This is a genomic window from Streptomyces sp. NPDC003042 (assembly GCF_053591315.1).
Genome location: NZ_JBSFTP010000019.1, coordinates 55449 through 72806 on the forward strand (window position 1 = coordinate 55449; position 17358 = coordinate 72806).

General features: G+C 72.6%; 16 protein-coding genes and 1 pseudogene. 5 read left to right on the forward strand and 12 right to left on the reverse strand.

Features of this window, described 5'->3' with window-relative positions:
* Positions 1-93: 93 nt before the first annotated feature.
* The 4 genes from ACWDYJ_RS13320 to ACWDYJ_RS13335 form a co-directional block, all read right to left on the reverse strand.
* Entirely contained in the window at positions 94-1353 is a 1260-nt protein-coding gene (locus tag ACWDYJ_RS13320) for a TerD family protein (RefSeq protein ID WP_451565629.1), read from the reverse strand.
* A 401-nt stretch (positions 1354-1754) separates the two neighbouring features.
* Positions 1755-2849 (reverse strand): M20 family metallopeptidase, encoded by a 1095-nt coding sequence (locus ACWDYJ_RS13325; RefSeq protein ID WP_451565659.1) that lies wholly within the window; start codon positions 2847-2849, stop codon positions 1755-1757.
* A gap of 57 nt (positions 2850-2906) precedes the next feature.
* Positions 2907-4040 carry a serine hydrolase domain-containing protein gene (locus tag ACWDYJ_RS13330; protein ID WP_451565660.1) on the reverse strand — a complete coding sequence of 378 codons (1134 nt, stop codon included), beginning with the start codon at positions 4038-4040 and terminating at the stop codon, positions 2907-2909.
* A 272-nt stretch (positions 4041-4312) separates the two neighbouring features.
* Positions 4313-4789, reverse strand: a complete 477-nt coding sequence (locus tag ACWDYJ_RS13335; RefSeq protein WP_451565630.1) for a hypothetical protein — start codon at positions 4787-4789, stop codon at positions 4313-4315.
* A 342-nt stretch (positions 4790-5131) separates the two neighbouring features.
* Between ACWDYJ_RS13335 and ACWDYJ_RS13340 the strand changes: the two genes are divergently transcribed.
* On the forward strand, positions 5132-5779 hold the full coding sequence (locus ACWDYJ_RS13340; protein ID WP_451565631.1) for a sortase domain-containing protein: 648 nt from the start codon (positions 5132-5134) through the stop codon (positions 5777-5779).
* A gap of 38 nt (positions 5780-5817) precedes the next feature.
* Here the strand turns inward: ACWDYJ_RS13340 and ACWDYJ_RS13345 are convergent, their stop codons facing one another.
* The 3 genes from ACWDYJ_RS13345 to ACWDYJ_RS13355 form a co-directional block, all read right to left on the reverse strand.
* A complete protein-coding gene (locus tag ACWDYJ_RS13345; protein WP_451565632.1) occupies positions 5818-7194 on the reverse strand; it encodes an LCP family protein in 1377 nt (458 codons plus the stop codon).
* Positions 7195-7446: 252 nt separating this feature from the next.
* On the reverse strand, positions 7447-9105 hold the full coding sequence (locus tag ACWDYJ_RS13350) for an amidohydrolase (RefSeq protein WP_451565633.1): 1659 nt from the start codon (positions 9103-9105) through the stop codon (positions 7447-7449).
* A gap of 52 nt (positions 9106-9157) precedes the next feature.
* The gene (locus tag ACWDYJ_RS13355; protein ID WP_451565634.1) at positions 9158-10645 is read right to left on the reverse strand and encodes an APC family permease; all 1488 of its coding nucleotides are present in this window, start codon (positions 10643-10645) and stop codon (positions 9158-9160) included.
* Positions 10646-10775: 130 nt separating this feature from the next.
* Between ACWDYJ_RS13355 and ACWDYJ_RS13360 the strand changes: the two genes are divergently transcribed.
* The 3 genes from ACWDYJ_RS13360 to ACWDYJ_RS13370 all read left to right on the forward strand — a co-directional run bounded on the left by ACWDYJ_RS13360 (position 10776) and on the right by ACWDYJ_RS13370 (position 12655).
* Complete coding sequence (locus ACWDYJ_RS13360; RefSeq protein ID WP_451565635.1) at positions 10776-11477, forward strand: TetR/AcrR family transcriptional regulator C-terminal domain-containing protein; 702 nt, start codon at positions 10776-10778, stop codon at positions 11475-11477.
* Positions 11478-11563: 86 nt separating this feature from the next.
* Complete coding sequence (locus ACWDYJ_RS13365) at positions 11564-12103, forward strand: GNAT family N-acetyltransferase (protein ID WP_451565636.1); 540 nt, start codon at positions 11564-11566, stop codon at positions 12101-12103.
* 117 nt (positions 12104-12220) lie between these two features.
* Complete coding sequence (locus ACWDYJ_RS13370; RefSeq protein WP_451565637.1) at positions 12221-12655, forward strand: YjbQ family protein; 435 nt, start codon at positions 12221-12223, stop codon at positions 12653-12655.
* A gap of 162 nt (positions 12656-12817) precedes the next feature.
* Here ACWDYJ_RS13370 and ACWDYJ_RS13375 read toward each other — a convergent pair whose 3' ends face one another.
* The 5 genes from ACWDYJ_RS13375 to ACWDYJ_RS13395 all read right to left on the reverse strand — a co-directional run bounded on the left by ACWDYJ_RS13375 (position 12818) and on the right by ACWDYJ_RS13395 (position 16936).
* The gene (locus ACWDYJ_RS13375; protein ID WP_451565638.1) at positions 12818-13204 is read right to left on the reverse strand and encodes an ArsR/SmtB family transcription factor; all 387 of its coding nucleotides are present in this window, start codon (positions 13202-13204) and stop codon (positions 12818-12820) included.
* Positions 13201-13647 (reverse strand): SRPBCC domain-containing protein, encoded by a 447-nt coding sequence (locus ACWDYJ_RS13380; protein ID WP_451565639.1) that lies wholly within the window; start codon positions 13645-13647, stop codon positions 13201-13203. Before ACWDYJ_RS13380 ends, ACWDYJ_RS13375 begins: the two co-directional genes overlap by 4 nt.
* A 194-nt stretch (positions 13648-13841) precedes the next feature.
* Positions 13842-14549 (reverse strand): DUF4232 domain-containing protein, encoded by a 708-nt coding sequence (locus ACWDYJ_RS13385; RefSeq protein ID WP_451565640.1) that lies wholly within the window; start codon positions 14547-14549, stop codon positions 13842-13844.
* Between the two features lie 209 nt (positions 14550-14758).
* Positions 14759-15751, reverse strand: a complete 993-nt coding sequence (locus ACWDYJ_RS13390) for a hypothetical protein (protein ID WP_451565641.1) — start codon at positions 15749-15751, stop codon at positions 14759-14761.
* A 534-nt stretch (positions 15752-16285) separates the two neighbouring features.
* Positions 16286-16936, reverse strand: coding sequence for a DUF4360 domain-containing protein (locus ACWDYJ_RS13395; protein WP_451565661.1), 651 nt, complete (start codon positions 16934-16936; stop codon positions 16286-16288).
* Between the two features lie 302 nt (positions 16937-17238).
* Between ACWDYJ_RS13395 and ACWDYJ_RS13400 the strand changes: the two are divergent.
* Positions 17239-17352 (forward strand): annotated as a pseudogene (locus tag ACWDYJ_RS13400) (AraC family transcriptional regulator); the annotation flags it as partial.
* Positions 17353-17358 lie beyond the last annotated feature (6 nt).

A 17358-nucleotide genomic window follows, 5' to 3' on the forward strand; every position in this document is an offset into this window, starting at 1 on the left:
CGCCGTACCGGGCATCGTCGAGGCGGTGCGGCAGGTCGTGCACGAGGTGGACGCCGACCTCGGGTTCCATCTCACGGCGACGGGCGGGGTCGGTCAGTCCTTACTCGCCGCGTGCCAGGTCATCCCCCAGCCGTACTCGATATCCACGGCCTCCTGCTTGGAGATGCCGGGCGGCAGCAAGAGGTACTTCGCCTCCCGCCGGACGATCAGTTCCCCGCCCTCGTTCTCGATCATCGCGATCGCAGCGACCGGCGAGGGGACGGTGCACTCGTCCAGGCGCATCTCGATCGGCGGACCGGAGGGCGGATACAGCGTGGCGACCCCGTGCAGACCCGCGAAGCTGGACGCCCCGGCGTAGATGGCCACGAACACCAGGATGCGCTTGATCTCGGCCGCGTGATCAAGATTGATCATGAGGTTCTCACCGGCCTCGCTCGCCCCGGTCCGGTCGTCCTGGTCCAGCCGGATGTACGGCGGCTGGTCGAACGAGCCGAACTGGTTGTTGATGGGGTGGACGATCCCCGTCGCTCCGTTCCGGAGCTCCCAGAGACAGGAGAGGTCCAGGTCGACGTCCTCCAGCCGGACGGCGTCCTTCCCCTTCTTCATCCAGCCACGCGGCGGCTTGGGCGCGCTCCACGAGAGATTGACCCGCATGGCTCCTGAGGTGGCCCCCTGCTTGGTCAGCGACACCGTAGGCGCGGCCTTCGTCAACGTGATCTTCGACAGGCGCACCGGCTGGGCAGCCACAGGCGGCGGAGCCTGCGGAGCAGGGGGCAGTGGCGCAGGGGGAAGTGGCGCAGGCGCAGGGGGCTGCGGCGCAGGCGAGGCGGGCTCGTCGACGGTGATGCCGAAATCGGTGGCGAGCCCGGCCAGGCCGGAGGCGTACCCCTGTCCCACCGCCCGGAACTTCCACGCGCCGTTGCGCCGGTACAGCTCCCCGAGCACGAACGCCGTCTCCGATGTGGCACCCGTGGCGTCGAACCGCGCCGTCTCGGCGCCGCTCTCGGCGTCCAGCACGCGCACGAACAGGCCGGACACCTGACCGAACGTGCCGTCGGTGGAAGCCGCGACCACCACGGTCCCGATCTCCTGCTCCACGGCGGACAGCGCCACCCCGATCGTCTCGAGCGCGCCCGTGCCGTCCTGGCGCCTGCCCTCGTGGCGCACAGCACCACTGCGATGCACGGGCTGGTTGTAGAACACGAAGTCGTCGTCCGACCGCACCTTGCCGGCCGCCGTCAGCAACAGAGCTGACACGTCCACATCAGGAGCGCCGGGGCCTCCCCGCCAACCCAGCTCCACCCGGACCCTGGTACTCGCCACCGCTACGTTGGCACCCTTTTGCAAGGACATGTGGGTCCCCCTTCCGCGACCTTTCCCACCCCCCGCAGCGTACGAGATTTTGGCGCGCTCCCCTCCCCGAAGGCAGGGATTTCCTCTTCTCCAGGGGAAGTGGTGGCGGCATCGACCCTCCGCTCACGCAACAGCCCGAGGGAGACGGGCGCCTCGTCGTGCCGGCGGCGGGTCTCGAAACACACGTGGCAAAAAGGCCCCGGCCTCCGTGAGGAGGCCGGGGCCCTGATCGAGCGCTGGGCAGGCCTTGCACCTGCATTCCCCCACGGGAAGTGGGGTGTCTTTCCTTGGACCACCAACGCCGGTCCCACAACCTGGAATCCCGGCCGCGAGCACAAGATCAATATATCGCACGCATCCAGCACCCCGCATCCCCGGGCCGATGCCGTGCTCTCGTTCTCCTAGGTGCTCCGTATCGCGTTCACCAGTCCAGCGACAAGGTTCGCCCGCTCGGCCATGGCCTCGACCACCAGGTACTCGTGGTCGGCGTGGGCACCGCCTCCGACTGCTCCGAGGCCGTCGAGTGTCGGCACCCCCAGTGCGGCCGTGAAGTTGCCGTCGCTTCCGCCGCCGACCGCCTTGCCCTCGAGACCGGGAAGCAGTTGCTTCGCCACCGCGAAGAGCTGGGCCGACGCCGACTCGGGCATCGGGGGTCGGCCGACAGCTCCCTGGACGGTGATCTTCGCCTCGTCGAGATGCGGAGTCAGCGCCGCGAACGCGGATTCGATTCGGTCCTTCTCGTCGGCCGACTCGACCCGGACGTCGACGATGACGGTGGCCTCCGCTGGAACGACGTTGTCCAGGGTTCCCGCGGACGCGACGGTCGGGGTGACGGTCGTGCCGAGGTCGGGTCGGCCGAGCGCTGCGATGTCCAGTACCTGGTGCGATGCTTCGATCAGGGCGTTGACCCCGGCCTCGGGCTCGAGGCCCGCGTGCGAGGCCCGCCCCGCGATGGAGACCTGGAACGAGCCGCAGCCTTTACGGCCGGTCTTCAGGGCTCCGCCCTCAGCGGCGCCCTCGAGCACGAGTACGGCGCCGCAGGCAAGGGCTCGTTCCTCGATGAGAGCGCGAGAGGAGCGGGAGCCGACCTCTTCGTCGGCGGTCATCAGGATCTCGACGCCCGACCGGTCGTCGAGCGTCGCCAGGCCGTGAACGGCCTGCACCAGACCGCCCAGCATGTCGAAGACCCCGGGGCCGGTCGCATGCCCGTCCGCGACCACGAACGGGCGGCGTTCCAGGGTGCCGAGCGGGAACACCGTGTCGTGGTGACCGAGGATCAGCACCTTGGGGTCGCCGCCGGCTGACCAGTGGACGTGCGGCCCGGCTTCGCTCTCGACGAGGACGGCCTGCCCACCGAGACAGCTCTCGATGACGGCGGCGACAGCTTTGGCCGATGCCGCCAAGGCGTCGAGATCGCGCGAGGGAGACTCGATTTCGACGAGTGTCCTGAGGTCCTCGATCATCGCGTCAACACTCACGTCGACGGCCTTGCGCATCGTCACGTCGCCAGGGTACTCGGTACGCCGTGACGGGCACTCGGCGGCCGACCACCGTCAGGCGCCGGCCAGCAGCGCGCAGACGAAGCGCTCCTCGGCTGCTCGCAGCCGGGCCAGCAGCGCCGGGTCGCCCGTCACCTGGCTGCTGACGGACACCGTCACCGACCGCCGCCCGTCCGGGGTGGCCGCCGCGAACTGCGTGTAGCCCGCCGTGTTGCCGGTGTGCCCGAGCACCACCCCGCAACGGGTCGTGTACCGGAAGATGGCCAGCCCGGCGGCGTTGGCGCCCGGACCCGCCGGTTGCGACTCGCCGCCCGGTACGAACCGCTGCTGTTCCCGGCGTGTCGGCGGGGACAGCAGTTGGGGACCGGCGTAGCCGCGGATGAACGCGGTCAGGTCGCGCGGCGTGGAGACGATGCCGCCCGATGCCCACGCCCCCGACGCGCTGATCGCCTCGCTGACGTCCTCGGGCGGTTCCGGTGGCTGGACCTCGTACCCGTGCAGGTACGGCACCGGCAGCCGATGGCCCTGCGGCAGGCTGGTGGAGCGCAGTCCCAGCGGCCGGTACACGAGTTCCCGCAGCAGCCGCTCGTACCGCCGCCCGGTCGCCTGCTCCGCCATCAGCGCGACGGCGATGTTGTCCGAGTTGGAGTAGGCGTACTGGCTGCCCGGCGGGAAGAGCAGGTCCCGGCCCGCCACGAAGTCCAGCAGCCGGCGGGAGTCGAAGCGGTGCCGGGGATCCTCGCGGATGATCTCCAGGAACGCACTGCTCTCGCTGTAGTCCGGCAACCCGCTGGTGTGGTTCAGCAGCTGGCGGAGCGTCACCCCGTGCCAGGCGGCGGGCAGCCGCGGCAGCCGCTGCCCGATCGTGTCGTCCAGGCCGAGCCGATGCCGGTCGACCAGGCTCAGCGCGACCGCCCCGCTGAACGCCTTCGCCACGCTCGCGATCCGCATGTGGTCGTCCGGCCGCGGCAGTCTCCGGGTGCCCACCTCGGCGGTCCCCGCCGCGTACACCTGCCGCACGCCGTCCCGGGTGAGGACCGCGATGGCCCCCGGCGGGCCGCCCGGCGCGCCGACCAGCTCCGCCAGCTCCCGCTGGAGCGCCGGGTCCCTCACCGGCGGCGGCTCCCCCGGTCCGCTGCTCGCCGCGCCGGCCGGCGCGAGGGCGCCGGCCAGCATGGCCGCGGCCATGACGGCGATGGCCGCCCGCCGGACCCGGACCGTCCGGGCCGGGGTGGCGGTGGCGGTGGCGGTGGAGTGTTCGGGTTGCTGCACGGGCACGTTGATGCCTCCTCAGAAGCGGGCTGCGCGGCCGGACCTGACACGGCCCCGTGGATTCCAGGACCCAGCATCCGGCCGCCCTGGCACCACCGCTTCCTGCCTGCTCCATCCGGCCCCCCGGCCCCCCGGCCGTCATCGCCGGAACTCCGGGCTCCCAGGCGCCGTATCCCTGCGGTCGTGCGTCAGTCCCAGAGCTCGTACGTCACCTTGCGCGGAATCGGTGACGGCGAGGTGTCCGTGAAGACGAGGGTCATCAGGGTGAAGTGGCGGACGCCCTCTTCTTCCGCACCCGGCCAGGGCCGGGGACGGCTCAGCGTCACCGTGACCGGGTACGGACGGAACGTGCCCGCCGCACAGTAGGGGACGCAGTCGTTCGCCATGTCGGTCCCCGTGGCCGTCGCGGTCCGCGGGCCCCAGGTCGTCCAGCGCAGGTCCACCAGGCGGTTGTTGCCGTCGCCACAGGCGAGGAGGAAGTCCTCGGGGCGTACCTGCGGCTTCGACGAGCAGTCGACGATCACGACGTCGTCCCCGGGAGCCCGCTGCGCGGCGGACGCCGGGGCGAGGGACGGTGCGAGCAGGGCGGCGCCCAGGGCCGCGGCCGTCATGATCCCGCGGCGCCGGCGGGGGGCGGCGCCTCTCCCGACTTCTTGACAGCCCACGCGGCCCTCCTCGTCCGTCCGGCCTCCCCCACCGCCGCGCGCCGGCGCGGCGGGGGCCGCCGCCTGATGTTCCTGCTATCGACGCTAGGCCTCCTGGCGCGATCGCACGACCGGAGTACGGCGGTAGCCGTCATCGTCGGCGGCGACGTGGAGAACGTAGGAAGCTGAGACGGCATCAGTACGCCCCGCAGCGGGAGCGACTGACCGCGGTCGGCGTCCGGCCCGTGGAGCGGGACGCCCGGGACCCGGGCCGGCTGGCGTATCCGCGCCCGTATGCGACGCTGGAAGAGCCAACCGGGCCTGTCTCACCCCGCGCGGCCCGGCCGACCCACGGACAACGCCATGCCCCAGCGCCCGTTCCTCGCCCCCCGTGCCGTGCCGGCGGCGTTCGCCGGCGCCGCCCTCGCCGTCCTGCTGACGGCTTCCCACGCGACCGCGGCCCCGTCGGACCCGGCCGCGGCGCGTACCCAAGCCGTCACCCGCGTCCAGGCGGCCACGCTGTCGATACCCGCCATCGGCGTGTCCGGGCTGCCTGTGGTCCCGTACCAGGGCAGTCCCGACGACGCGCCCGGCACCCGGATCCAGGACCAGGGCGTGGCCGCCAGCCCGCACGGTCCCGGCGGCGGGGTCGGTCCCGGCGACGTGGGCAACTACATCGTCACAGGCCACCGCGTCGCGGCGGGCGGGCCGCTGCGTGCGCTGCCGTCGCTGCCGACGGGCGCGGCCGTGCTCGTGACCGCCGGCGGTGTGACGTACCAGTACACGATCACCGCGACCCGGACGACATCCTTCCGGTCGCAGGCCTCCATGGACGCGCAGCGCGCCGCGGTCCCCGGTTCGCCCGGCGCCGCCCCCACCCGTCCGATGATCACTGTGACCACGTGCCTCACGTTCGAGGACAACGCGGCGGGCAACTTCTGGCGGGACGCGCAGAACAATCCCGAACACCGTGTCGACAAGATCGGCGTCCTCACCGCCACCAAGCCCTGACCGACCCGACAGAGGCCGGTTCAGGGGAGCGCCGTGCGTCAGGGCCGAGGCGTGCTGCCCGGGGTGGTGCCGGGGGTGGCGCCGGAGTCCGGTGATCCTGGCGTGCCGGGGCAGCGGAGGGTGTCGGCCGTTACGGGGGCGCCTTCGGCCGTGTTGCGGTCGTAGGTGACGGTCTTGACCTGGACGGGTCCTGCGCCGACGGTGACGTCGAAGGACTTGCCGTGGTCCGGGACGGCCTGGAGGCGGGAGCCGGGCAGGGCGGCCGCGAGGGTGGCCGCGTCCGCCTCCCGGCCGGGGGCGTAGCGGATGACCGGTGGGCCTTCGGGGCGTACGAGCGGTGCGGACGGCGAGGTGTCGGTGACGACGAATCCGTTGCGGCGCAATGCCGCGGCGACGGTGGTGTCGTCCACGCGGACCTCGATCCCGGCGGGGTTCGTCCCGGCCGGGGTCTGTGGCACGGGCTGGATGCGGCGGTCGCCCGTGATGGGGCGGTCCGCGCGCAGGGCGTTCCACAGGGCGGCGGAGCGGGCCTCGTCCCACACCAGCGTGGAGCCCACTCCGGGTACGCGGTGGTCGAAGAGCCGGATCGGGACGGTGGCGAACTCGGTGTCGCCGGGCTTCAGGCGGCCGAGCGCCCAGCCGATGCGGATGAGGTCGTCGAGTCCCGTGCGGTCGTCGGTGCGTACGGACTTCAGCAGGGCGCGGGCCGTGCGCGCCGTGCTCACCGGGCCGTCCAGGGCGCCCTCGGCGGTGAGACGGGCCAGCAGGTCGTTCACCATGCGCTGCTGGCGGCGGACGCGGCCGAGGTCTCCGGCCCGGTTGATGTGCCGGGCCCGGACGTAGCGCAGTGTTCCGTTTCCGTCGGTGTGGTGGACGCCGGCGGTGATGTCGAGGCCGGAGCCCTCGTCCTGGAGGGGCTTGTCCGTGCAGACGGTAGCGCCGCCGAGGTTGTCGACCGCCTGCTCGAAGCCGGTGAACCCGGTCTCCAGGTAGTGGTCGACGCGCAGGCCGGTGGCCTTCTCGACGGTGCGTACGGTCAGCGGGCCGGCGCCGATCGCGAACGCCCCGTTGATCTTTCCGAAGCGGGCCGGCCCGGGGGTGGCGGGCGGGGCCGACACGTCGGCGTACTGGACGTAGGAGTCGCGGGGGATGGAGACGACGCTCGCGCGCCGCATGTCCTCGGAGAAGTGGACGAGCATCATCACGTCGGTGCAGTTGCATCCCTTGCCGCCCGCGTGGAGACGCTCCTTCTCGGCGGCGGAGAGGCCGGCACGGCTGTCGATGCCGACGATGAGGATGTTCGTGCCCCGGCCGGTGCCTGCGGCCTGGCGCTCGGCGGAGATGGCCTGCGAGCCCGCGTAGGAACCCCCGGCGAGGGTGGCCAGCAGCGTGAGAGCAACGGTGAGTCGACGCAACGCGCATCCTCGCGATCGTCCGAAAAGTTACGGTTCGTCACGTTACTGCCGGGGCGTGCGAGGGGTGGTGCTACGCGCCGGGAGTCGTGGTCGTGTTCCCCTTGGTGGGGGCGGGCCGCTCCCGTCGAGGGCCTCGGACCCGGCGCCTGCCACCCGTCGCGAGGACCGCCCCCGTCACGCCCCCGAACGCCGAGCCTGCCGAGGTTTCGGCAGGGACTCGGCGGTTCTCCGCTGACGCAACCCCTGGGGGGCCTACGGGGCGGCGTAGACCCGTGCGCCGGCGACGTAGGTCTCCACGGTGCGGACCGCGTGCAGTTCGGCCGGGTCGGTGGCGAAGGGGTCGCGGTCCAGGACCGCGAGGTCGGCGAGGCGGCCGGGGGCGATCACTCCGGCCTCGTCCTGGTGGTTGACCCAGGCCGATCCGGCCGTGTACGCGGCGAGGGCGTCGGTGAGGGCGAGCCGTTGCTCCGGCAGGAACGGCGGGCGCAGGTCGGGCTCGCCCAGTTCCTCGGCCCAGACCTGGCGGTTGACGGCGACGTGGATGCCGTGCCAGGGGTCGGGACTGGAGACGAACCAGTCGCTGCCCGCCGCGAGCACCGCCCCGGCCGCGTGCAGGGCGCCGAACGGGTATTGGCGCCGACCGCGTTCCTCCCCCAGGAAGGGCAGGGTCAGCTCGTCCATCGCGGGCTCGTGGGCGGCCCACAGCGGCTGCATGTTCGCGACGGCGCGCAGGGCGCGGAAGCGGGGGATGTCGTCGGGGTGGACGACCTGGAGGTGGGCCAGGTGGTGGCGGTTGCCGGTGTGGCCGTGGGCGGCCACGGCCGCTTCGAGCGAGTTCAGCGCCTCGCGGACCGCCCGGTCGCCGAGCGCGTGGAAGTGGACCTGAAAGCCGTGCCCGTCGAGCGCGATCACGGCTTCGCGCAGCAACGCCGGGTCGACCATGGAGATCCCGGCGTTGTCTCCCGGGCAGCCGCAGGAGTCGAGGTACGGGTCGAGCATGGCGGCCGAGAAGTTCTCCACCACACCGTCCTGCATGATCTTGACGCTGCCGGCCGTGAAGCGGCGTCCGTGGGCGGCCTTCTCGCGGCGGGCGCGCAGCGAGTCGAGCTGGCCGAGGTCCTGGTCCCGTTCCCACCAGAGCGCCCCGCGCACCCGGGCGGTCAGCGAGCCGTCGGCGTCGCAGGCGAGATAGGTGTCGAGCGGGTCGGGGAAGCCGGCGTACGCGCCGACGAGCGCGTCCTGCCAGCCGGTGATCCCGAGCGAGTGCAGCAGTTCCTGCGCGGCGAGCAGCCCGGCCCGTGCCTCGGCCGCCGAGGTCACGGGAACGAGCGCCCCGACCAGGGTCATCGCGCCCTCGTGCAGCACGCCGGTGGGCTCGCCCGCCGCGTCGCGTTCGATACGGCCGTCCGCGGGATCGGGGGTGCGGCGGTCGACGCCGGCCAGGGCGAGGGCCCGCGAGTTGACCCAGGCGGAGTGTCCGTCGCGTACCGGGAAGTAGGCCGGGCGGTCGGGGAGGATGTCGTCGAGCTGCTCACGGTGCGGCAGGCCGCCCGGGAAGGCGTCGAAGGACCATCCGCTGCCCTTGACCCAGGAGGTCTCGGGGTGTTGGGCGGCGAACGCGGCGATCGTGGCCCGGTATGCGCGGGCCGTGCGTCCCGTACTCAGATCGCAGCCGAGCATGCCGATTCCCGCGATCACCGGATGGACGTGCGCGTCCGTGAACCCCGGCTGTACGAACCGGCCGCCGAGGTCGACCACTTCGGTCCGCGGGCCGATCTGCTCGCGGATCTCCGGATCGGTTCCGAGGGCGGTGATCCGGCCGCCCATGACGGCCAGCGCCGATACGCGGTGGCGTACCGGGGAGGCGGTCCAGACGGTGCCGTTGAGGAGGACGAGGTCTGCGGGGGGCATGGCGGGGCTCCAGTGAGTGAGGGGGTGAGAGAGGGGACGTGCGGTCGCTCGGTCAGACGCCGGTCGGGACCGGCGCCGCCGCCGGCGGAAGCGGGGCGGCGGGCTGGGTGAAGTAGGCGGCCCTGCGGCGGTAGCGGGTCCACAGGGCGGCGGGAACGCCGAGGGCGATCACGGTGAGCGGCAGGACGGTGAGGAAGCGGCCGTTCTCGGCGTCGAAGGCCAGGTGGTCGACGGATGTCCACTGTTCGTAGGCGACCAGGCCGCCGAGCAGCAGCAGGGCGATGCCGCCGGCCACGGGGAGGACGCCCACGACGAGGGTGTCGCGGAGCCGGCCGCGCAGTTCGTGGCGGAAGGTGACGACGCAGGCCAGCCCGCCGACCCCGTACATCAGCGACACGAGGATGCCGACGGAGTTGACGACGGCGAGGACCACCTCGGAGAGGGAGCCGACGGCGAGCCCGGCGAGCGACACCGCGACGGCGAGGGCCGCGATGCGCACGGTGGAGGTGACGGGGGTGCCCCACGCGGGGTGCAGCCGGCTCCAACTGGCGCCCAGGACACCGTCGCGGCCCATGGCGAGGGTGAGCCGGGCGCCCGCGATGACGCTCGACTGCATGCAGGCCACGGTGGCGAACAGCATGGCGGCGAGTGCGGCGATGGCACCGGTGGTTCCGTAGAAGGTGCGGGCGAGTTCGGTGACGCCGGCCAGCGGGTCCGCGAGCTGTTCGGGTTTCAGGGCGTGCAGGAAGCCGGTCGCGGAGAAGAGGAAGAACCCCAGCGTGACGAGGATCGCGATGATCCCGGCCCGTCCGGAGGAGCGCACCGAGGTGGACTCCTCGACCACCGAGAACGCGCTCTCCCAGCCCCAGAACATGTACGCCGCCATCACCGTCGCCCCGAGCAGGGTGAGGGTGTCGGGAAAGGCGAACGGCGAGAACCACGAGGCGGAGACGGGGGCCGCGCCGCCGCGGACGAAGGCGGTGGCCACGAGGGCCGTGACCACGAACGCGGAGACGCCGAGCAGCAGGCTCTGGATGACGGTGGCGCCCTTGACCCCGCGCAGCGCGCTCAGCACGATCAGGGCGCTCCACAGCAGACCGGTGACGGTGACCGCGAGGGAGTCGTCCGGGGAGACGGCGCTGACCCCGGCCTCGGTGAGTAGGCCGAGGGTGAACTGTCCGGCGAGCTGGCCCGCGTACGACAGGAAGAGGATGTTGGTGGCGACCGATGTCCATCCGGTGAGGTAGCCGGCCCACGGCCCGAGCGCGCGTCGTACCCATATGTAGGCGGTGCCGCAGTTGGGGTCGCGGGCGGCGAGCCGGGCGTAGCCGCCGGACACGGCCAGGATGGGCAGGGCGGCGAGCAGGAACGCGGCGGGCATCGCGGTGCCGGCGAGGGCGGCGAGGAAGGCGAGGCCGATGCCGACGCTGACGGTCGGGCTGATGTTGGCCAGCGCGATGATCACGCCGTGGCGGGTGCTGAGGGTCTTGCGGAACTCGGTGACGGGCGCCGCGCTGCCGGCGGCTCTTCCCTGGTCCATGCGCGCTCCTCGGGTCTGGGTGCCCCGCAGACAACCGCCCGCCGCATTATTTTGTCAACAGTGTGGGTAAAAGAATTTCCCTTGGGGGAAAAGGCTTGTGGGCGCGCTGTCCGCCTGGTCTGATCGCTCCATGGCAGTACGAGGCCGGGGCCGGCCCCCCAAGGTCGAGCTGGACCTGCGGATCATCGTGGACGCCGCGCTCGCGCTGACCGACGACGAGGGCGCGGCGGCGCTCACCGTGCGCCGCCTGGCCGCCAGGCTCGGTGTGGACCCCTCCGCGCTGTACCGCCACGTAGCCGACAAGGACGAACTACACCTGGCCCTGGCGGACCGCCTCTTCGAGGAAACCCTGAACGGCTTCGAGCCCTCGGAGAGCTGGCGCGACACCCTGCGCGAGCTGGCGCTGCGCACCCGGAGAACCGCCCTGCGCCACCCCGGCGCGGCGGTACTGGCCACCTACCGCACCACCCGCCGCCCTGCCGAGATGCGGATCGTGGAGCACGTCCTGGCCGCCTTCGGCCGGGCCGGCTGCTCCCCCGCCCTGGCCGCCCTGCTGCACCGGGTCTACGGCGACTTCGCGCTGGCCTGGGCGGGGATGGACGCGGCCTTCGAGAACCTGGACGGGGCTGCCCGGACGGGCGACGAGGAGGCGTGGACCCGCGAGTACCCGGCGGCCGACCCCGCCGCCTACCCCGCGATCGCCCGGAGCGCGGCCCACATGGCCGGGCTGGACGGGGCGACGGTCTTCCTCGCCGCCCTGGAGACCCTTCTCGACGGGCTCGAAAGCCGGATCGGGGCGCAGGCCGCTGCCGCCGCGCGGCCCGCCCGGTGACTTTCGGCGACTTGTGGTGACTCAAGGCGATCGCCGCTCGTCCGACGGAGCCGTGGTCGGATGATCCGACTGTTATCGTCCGGAGCATGCCCTCGCTGATCTCACCCACCCCCCGGCTGCACGCCTCCTGGCTCGCCGCGCGCGAGGAATGGGCAACCGACGCCGACATCGACGGCGCCGACATGGACGGCGCCGGCCTCGGCTACGACGACGACGTCGAAAGCCCTCAGGGCTTCGCGGCCTGGACGGAGCGGCTGCGACGGTACGCGGACCGTACGGTGCCGGTCGGCCACGGGCGGGTGCACGCGACGTACTGGTGGATCGCCGAGGGCGACAGCTATCTGGGTGCCATCGACCTACGGCACTACCTGAACGGATTCCTGCTCGACGCCGGCGGGCACATCGGATACAGCGTCCGGCCCTCGGCGCGCCGCCGCGGGCTGGCCACCAAGGCCCTCGGCGAGGTCCTGCACGAGGCACGGCTGCTGGGGATGGACAGGGTGCTTTTGACCTGCACCCCGGGCAACAAGGCATCGGTGCGCACGATCGAGCACAACGGCGGCGTCCTGGAGGACGTCCGCGAGACCCTCATCGGGCCCAAGCGGCGGTACTGGATCGACCTCTGACGCGTCCCGCTCCCAGGCGTGAGGCAGGGCCGACCCGTGGGGCGACACCTGTCGCGGCTGCCGCGACACCTGTCGCGGCTGCGCCACCGGGAGGCGCGTGGGTCCGAGGATGGGTCCATGGCTGACACCTTCGTTTCACGGACGGTCGATGTGACGACCGGCACCAGCGAGACCGTGCACGACGTGACCGAGCTCTGCGCCTCGTTCCTCCGCGAGGTCGCCCAGGGGCGGGACGGACTCCTCAACGTCTTCACGCCCCACGCGACGGCCGGCCTCGCCCTCATCGAGACGGGAGCGGGCAGTGACGACGACCTCCTGGCGGCCCTGCACTCCCTCCTGCCCGCCGACGACCGCTGGCAGCATCGGCACGGCTCCCCCGGCCACGGGCGCGACCACGTCCTGCCCGCACTCGTACCGCCCCACGCGACCCTGCCCGTCGTGGGCGGAGCGTTGGAGCTGGGAACCTGGCAGTCCGTCACTCTGGTGGACACCAACCGTGACAACCCCCGGCGCCAGGTCCGGCTCTCATTCCTGGGATGCGCGGAACGGTGAGCCGGTGTCGGCGGACGTCCAGCCGTCGGCGAGCGCGGTGCGGATGCTGTCCGCGACCTGGCGGGGCGGCACCCGGGCCCGCCCGGGTGGCGAACCAGTTGCGGCGGCGCGAGCAGAAGCGGGTCTCGTCGCGGCCGAGTGGCGCGCGGTCGAGCCACTTCTTCACCCGTTCCGGTCGTGTGATCGGTCGGCGCTTCCCTCCTCCCGTTCCGCTGCCTCGGCCACACGCTTGATGTTCGCCAGGCGCCGGTCCCAGTCGGCGGCGAGCGCCGCCATCCACCGCGCCGTCGCGTCCAGCGCCGTGGGCCTCACCGCGTACCGCACCTCGCGTCCGACCCGGCTGCCGGAAACCAGCCCGGCGGCGTCCAGGACGCCGAGGTGCTTGACCACCGCCTGCCGCGAGACCGGCAGCCGCTCGGCGAGCGTCGTCGCGGTGGCCTCGCCCCGTGCGGCGGCGATCAGATCGAGCAGCCGGCGCCGCGTCGGGTCGGCCAGCGCCGCGAGGACGCTGTCGACCCCCTCGACGGCGCCGCGACGTTCGTCGCTCACGCGGGGGGCTGTTCGGCGCGCGTCTTGAGCGCGTCGAGCACCTGGGGCCAGCCGCCGGTGTTGTCCTTCACGGCCTTGCGGCGCACCTCCTCGGACCCGGCCAGCGCCGCGAAACCGCTCTCGACGACGCGGAGCCGCGTCTTGTCGCCCTCCGGGGTCAACGTGAACTCCACGAGGGTGCTGTTGTCCTCGCGGAGCTCCTCTCCGGGGAAGGCGCTGGCCCAGCGGTACGCCAGGTACGTCGGCGGCTCGACCTTCTCCACGCGTACGGGGAAGTCGCCGTACTCGGCGTTCTTCGCCACCATCGACTCGCCTTCCCGGGCCGTGGTCCCGGTCGGGTTCGCCGGGTCGGCCACCCAGAACCCGGGCTCGGCCACCAGCGACCAGACCCGCACCAGGGGTGCCTCGATCAGGGTTTCGCGTTCGATCCGGTCCTCGCTCATGAGGGACTCCTTCATCGCCCGTGCCATTGGATGCAACTCCAGGGTTGCACGTCGCCCCTCTCGACGCAACCCTGCGGTTGCGTGTCAACCCCAGGGGTCGGAGGAACCTTCGGCAGGCTCAGCAGGACACGCGAAGGCCCCGACCGGAGTCGGGGCTCGCCTTGTACGCGCGGGGCAGCGCCCGGGGCGACGGCTCAGAACTCGTCGGCGCCGTCGCGCAGCTGGGGCGTCCAGTAGCCGGTCTTCGCCCCCGCGTCGTTGACCGCGATACCGCCGGTGGGCGCGGTGACGACCTTGCTGCCCTCCGCGGGGCCCGCGGCGGCGAAGAGGTTCACGTTGAAGGAGGTGACGGCGCGGTTCTCCTCGTGGACGCCGCCCCCGTTGATCCGTACGGCCGCGTACGCCGGGGCGCCGGCCGCCAGCACGACCGGGGTGCCCGGCTTGCTCTTGGCGACGGGCGGAACGTCCTTGGCGGTCTGGATGTCGCCGAAAGCGATCAGCGGGTACTGGAGCAGCGTGCAGGCACGGCCCGAGACGTTCGTCGCGGTCAGCGTGATGTGCGTGGTGGGGACGCCGTCCTGCTTCGCGGCGGAGATCTTCACATCGTCGACGGTGCAGGCCGGGGCATTGCCCCCGGTCTGGTTCTTGGAACCGGACTGCTGGCCGGCGGTGTCGGAGCCGGGCTTCGGGGCGGCGGACCCTGCGGCACCCGCGCTCGCCCCGCCGGCCCCGCTCTGTGCGGTCTCACCGACGCCGGCGCTCTTGGAGGCCGAGGCGGACGAGGCCGGCGCGCCGGCCCCGTCGGTCTTCGCGCCGTCGCCGCCGCAGGCGGTGAGCGTCAGGCTCAGGGCGGCGACGGCGGTCGCGGCGAGCAGGGCAGGACGGCGGACGGTGGTACGCATGTGAAGCTCCCCATGGATGCGGTCGATGGTCGGTGCCTTGTGCGGACCACCGGCCTCTCACAGGCTCCGCCCCCGCCCTGCCGCTCCGCTAACGACTCGCTATCGCTCCTGGTGGCCGACGCCCCTGGTCCGGCCGTGGGGGGCCGGCCTTCCCGGGCCGGCCTTCCCGGGCCGGGTGCCGCTCGTGGCCGCACGTCGCGCCGCGATGCCTACGCCGGGCCGGTTCTCCCTCCTCGCACGCCGCCTACAGGCGGCCCGGGCGGCCCCGCTGGAACATCGGGCTGGGCCGCACGGATACGCGTGCGGACGACCGTCCGTACCATCGCCGCGCCCGCCCCTACCGCGCAGAGGTGCAGCATCACCGCGACGGCGGGGTTCTCCGGCAAAGTGGCGTCGAGCGGTTGCGCCAAGGCCATGTAGAGGGTGATGGGTAGCTTCCAGCCGCTCCACGCAAACAGCGAGCCCGACCCGATCCAAGCGATGGCCAGCGGAAGCCAGCGGGGCAGGCGGGCCGGACGCGACCGGGCGAGCATCCAGGTGGCGGCGGATCCGGCGAGTGCCCAGACGGCCGAGATGGCTCCGAGCACGTGCCAGTGAGTGTTCCGCTCGGCCGGGTACGCGATTCCCACGGTGCCGCCGAGCGCCCAGGCGAGCCAGACCAGCCCGACCGCCGCACCGATGGCAGCCGCCCACGGCGGCGCCGTGCGCGGGCCGTCGCCGACTCGTCCGGAGAACGCTTCCGGCCAACGGCGCCACAGATACGCCGGAACCGCGAGGGCCAGCCCGCATCCCATCCCCAGAAAGCCGACCTGGACCAGCACGCCCTCCCAGACGGGCATGGCCGGATCCTCTCCACCGCCGCCCTGCGAGCCCAGACCCGCGCCGAGCACGCCGAGCACGCCGAACGGAAGTATCGACACGAGGAACCCCGACCCCACCCAGGCGCAGAACGCGACCAGCGCCCCCGGTATCCGCATCCCCCACGGCCGCACCAGGGCCAGCGCCAGCGCGATCCCGATCGCGGCCATGCCCACGGTGACGGTGTTGAGCACCACCCACTCCGCCATGCCGAATCCATCGCCGACGGGCAGCACACCCATGAGGGCGCCCACCACCCACGACACCTTGATCAGCAAATAGGGCGACAGCGCCAGCGCCGCCCCGTACGCCGCTGTGCGCCCGACCCGATCCCACCGTTCCACCGGACTCCCCTTCCACCAGCAGGAATCCCATCCTCGAGCGTCACCCTGCCCGGCCACCTCCCCCACCGGAGGGATCCGTCTCCCCCACCTGGGGGAGAGCGTCGGCCGTCAGCGCTCGTGGCCGGCGAGGATCCGGTCGGCGGCATAGTGGGGGCACCCGGCCGCGTGCCAGGTCACGAGCAGCGCCCCCTCCCCGACCGTCAGCGTCCGGGCAGCCCCGTCGGAAGCCGTGGCCCTGCACAAAGAACAGAGGACAGCCTTCGGGCGCGGGACATCAGACATGATCGCGTCCTCCCCACGGACGACGTGTGCAGACCCCATGCCTCCAGAACTATCAAATCCGGCACGCTCTGGCCCCCATACCCGCAAGTACGCTCGTGTTCTTCACAGAACTGGCCCGTACCGTGTGCCGGGGCTGCTGATCCGGCGCGGGTGGCCGGTGCCGCCGTCGTGCCGACGCAGCCTCAGAGGGGGAGGAGGAGCCCCGCGTCATCGTCACGTCCGGCGGCGAACAACCGTAGCCGACCGGTCGGTTCAGCCGGTCGGGCACTGCTTCCAGGAGAAGTGGTAGACGCTGTTGATGCCGCCGTCCGTCGAGTCGAGCGTCATGTAGCTGGTCTTGGCGGGGTCGGAGGTGCCGACTTCGGCGCGCAGCTCGGTGTTGATGTTGAAGTTGCGCTTCTCCCCGCAGGGCGCGTAGGCGAGGGCCTGGACACCCGTGGTGTCGGTGGCCTGCCAGTTGTCGTCGAGTTCGCCGTGGAACTTGTGGGTGCGGTACGCGGTCTGGCTCATGCCCTGGAAGTAGTAGCTGGCCTTCTGCGTGCCGATCGCGCCCTCCCGCAGGCTGCCGAAGCCCCGGTAGTCGACCTTGGCCACCGCGTAGGTGAAGCCCTGCGGAACGTGGACGATCAGGGACAGCAGGCAGTTCTTGCGGCCTTCGACGGCGGAGACGCCCCCGCCCGCCTGGGCCACGTACTCGCTGTAGGTCACGGTGAAGGCGGAGTTGTCGGGTGCCACCGCGACGGTGGCGCTCCCGGGGCGGCAGCCCGACCCGTTGACCGTGGCGACGTCCACGGTCACCCGCTCGGAGGGTGCGGTCGGCGCGGCGGCCCCTGACGAGGGGACGAGCGCCACGAGGGATCCGGTCACGGCTGCTGCGGCGAGTGTGGTGCGAAGCGATGTCATCACGCCGCCATGCATAGCTCCCCCCTGCGCCCACGCGTCGACGCCGGGCCGCGACGTCGCCCTGATGGCCGCGCCGGTTCACGGGGGTGAGCCAACGCCTGCCGCCGCACGCCATCCCTCCTTTCCCACCCGGCGGGCCTCGGCGCCGCCCGGGGGCCGCTGTACGACCATGGACGGCGAGGAGATCAGCACCGCTCGCGGCGCTGCCGCCGCTCGCCGTCGTCCGCCGGGGGGGCAGGAGGCCTGTCCCGTCGGACCGGCGGCATGCGCGCAGGTCGTCAGGCGGGGACCTGGGCGCCGGGGCCCACAGCGACCCCGTGGTCGGGGCGGCGCTGCGGCTGCTGCACGCCGGTCCCGCGCATCCGTGGACGGTCGGGGCACTGGCCGACCGGACGGGCCTCTCCCGCGCGGCCCTGAACACC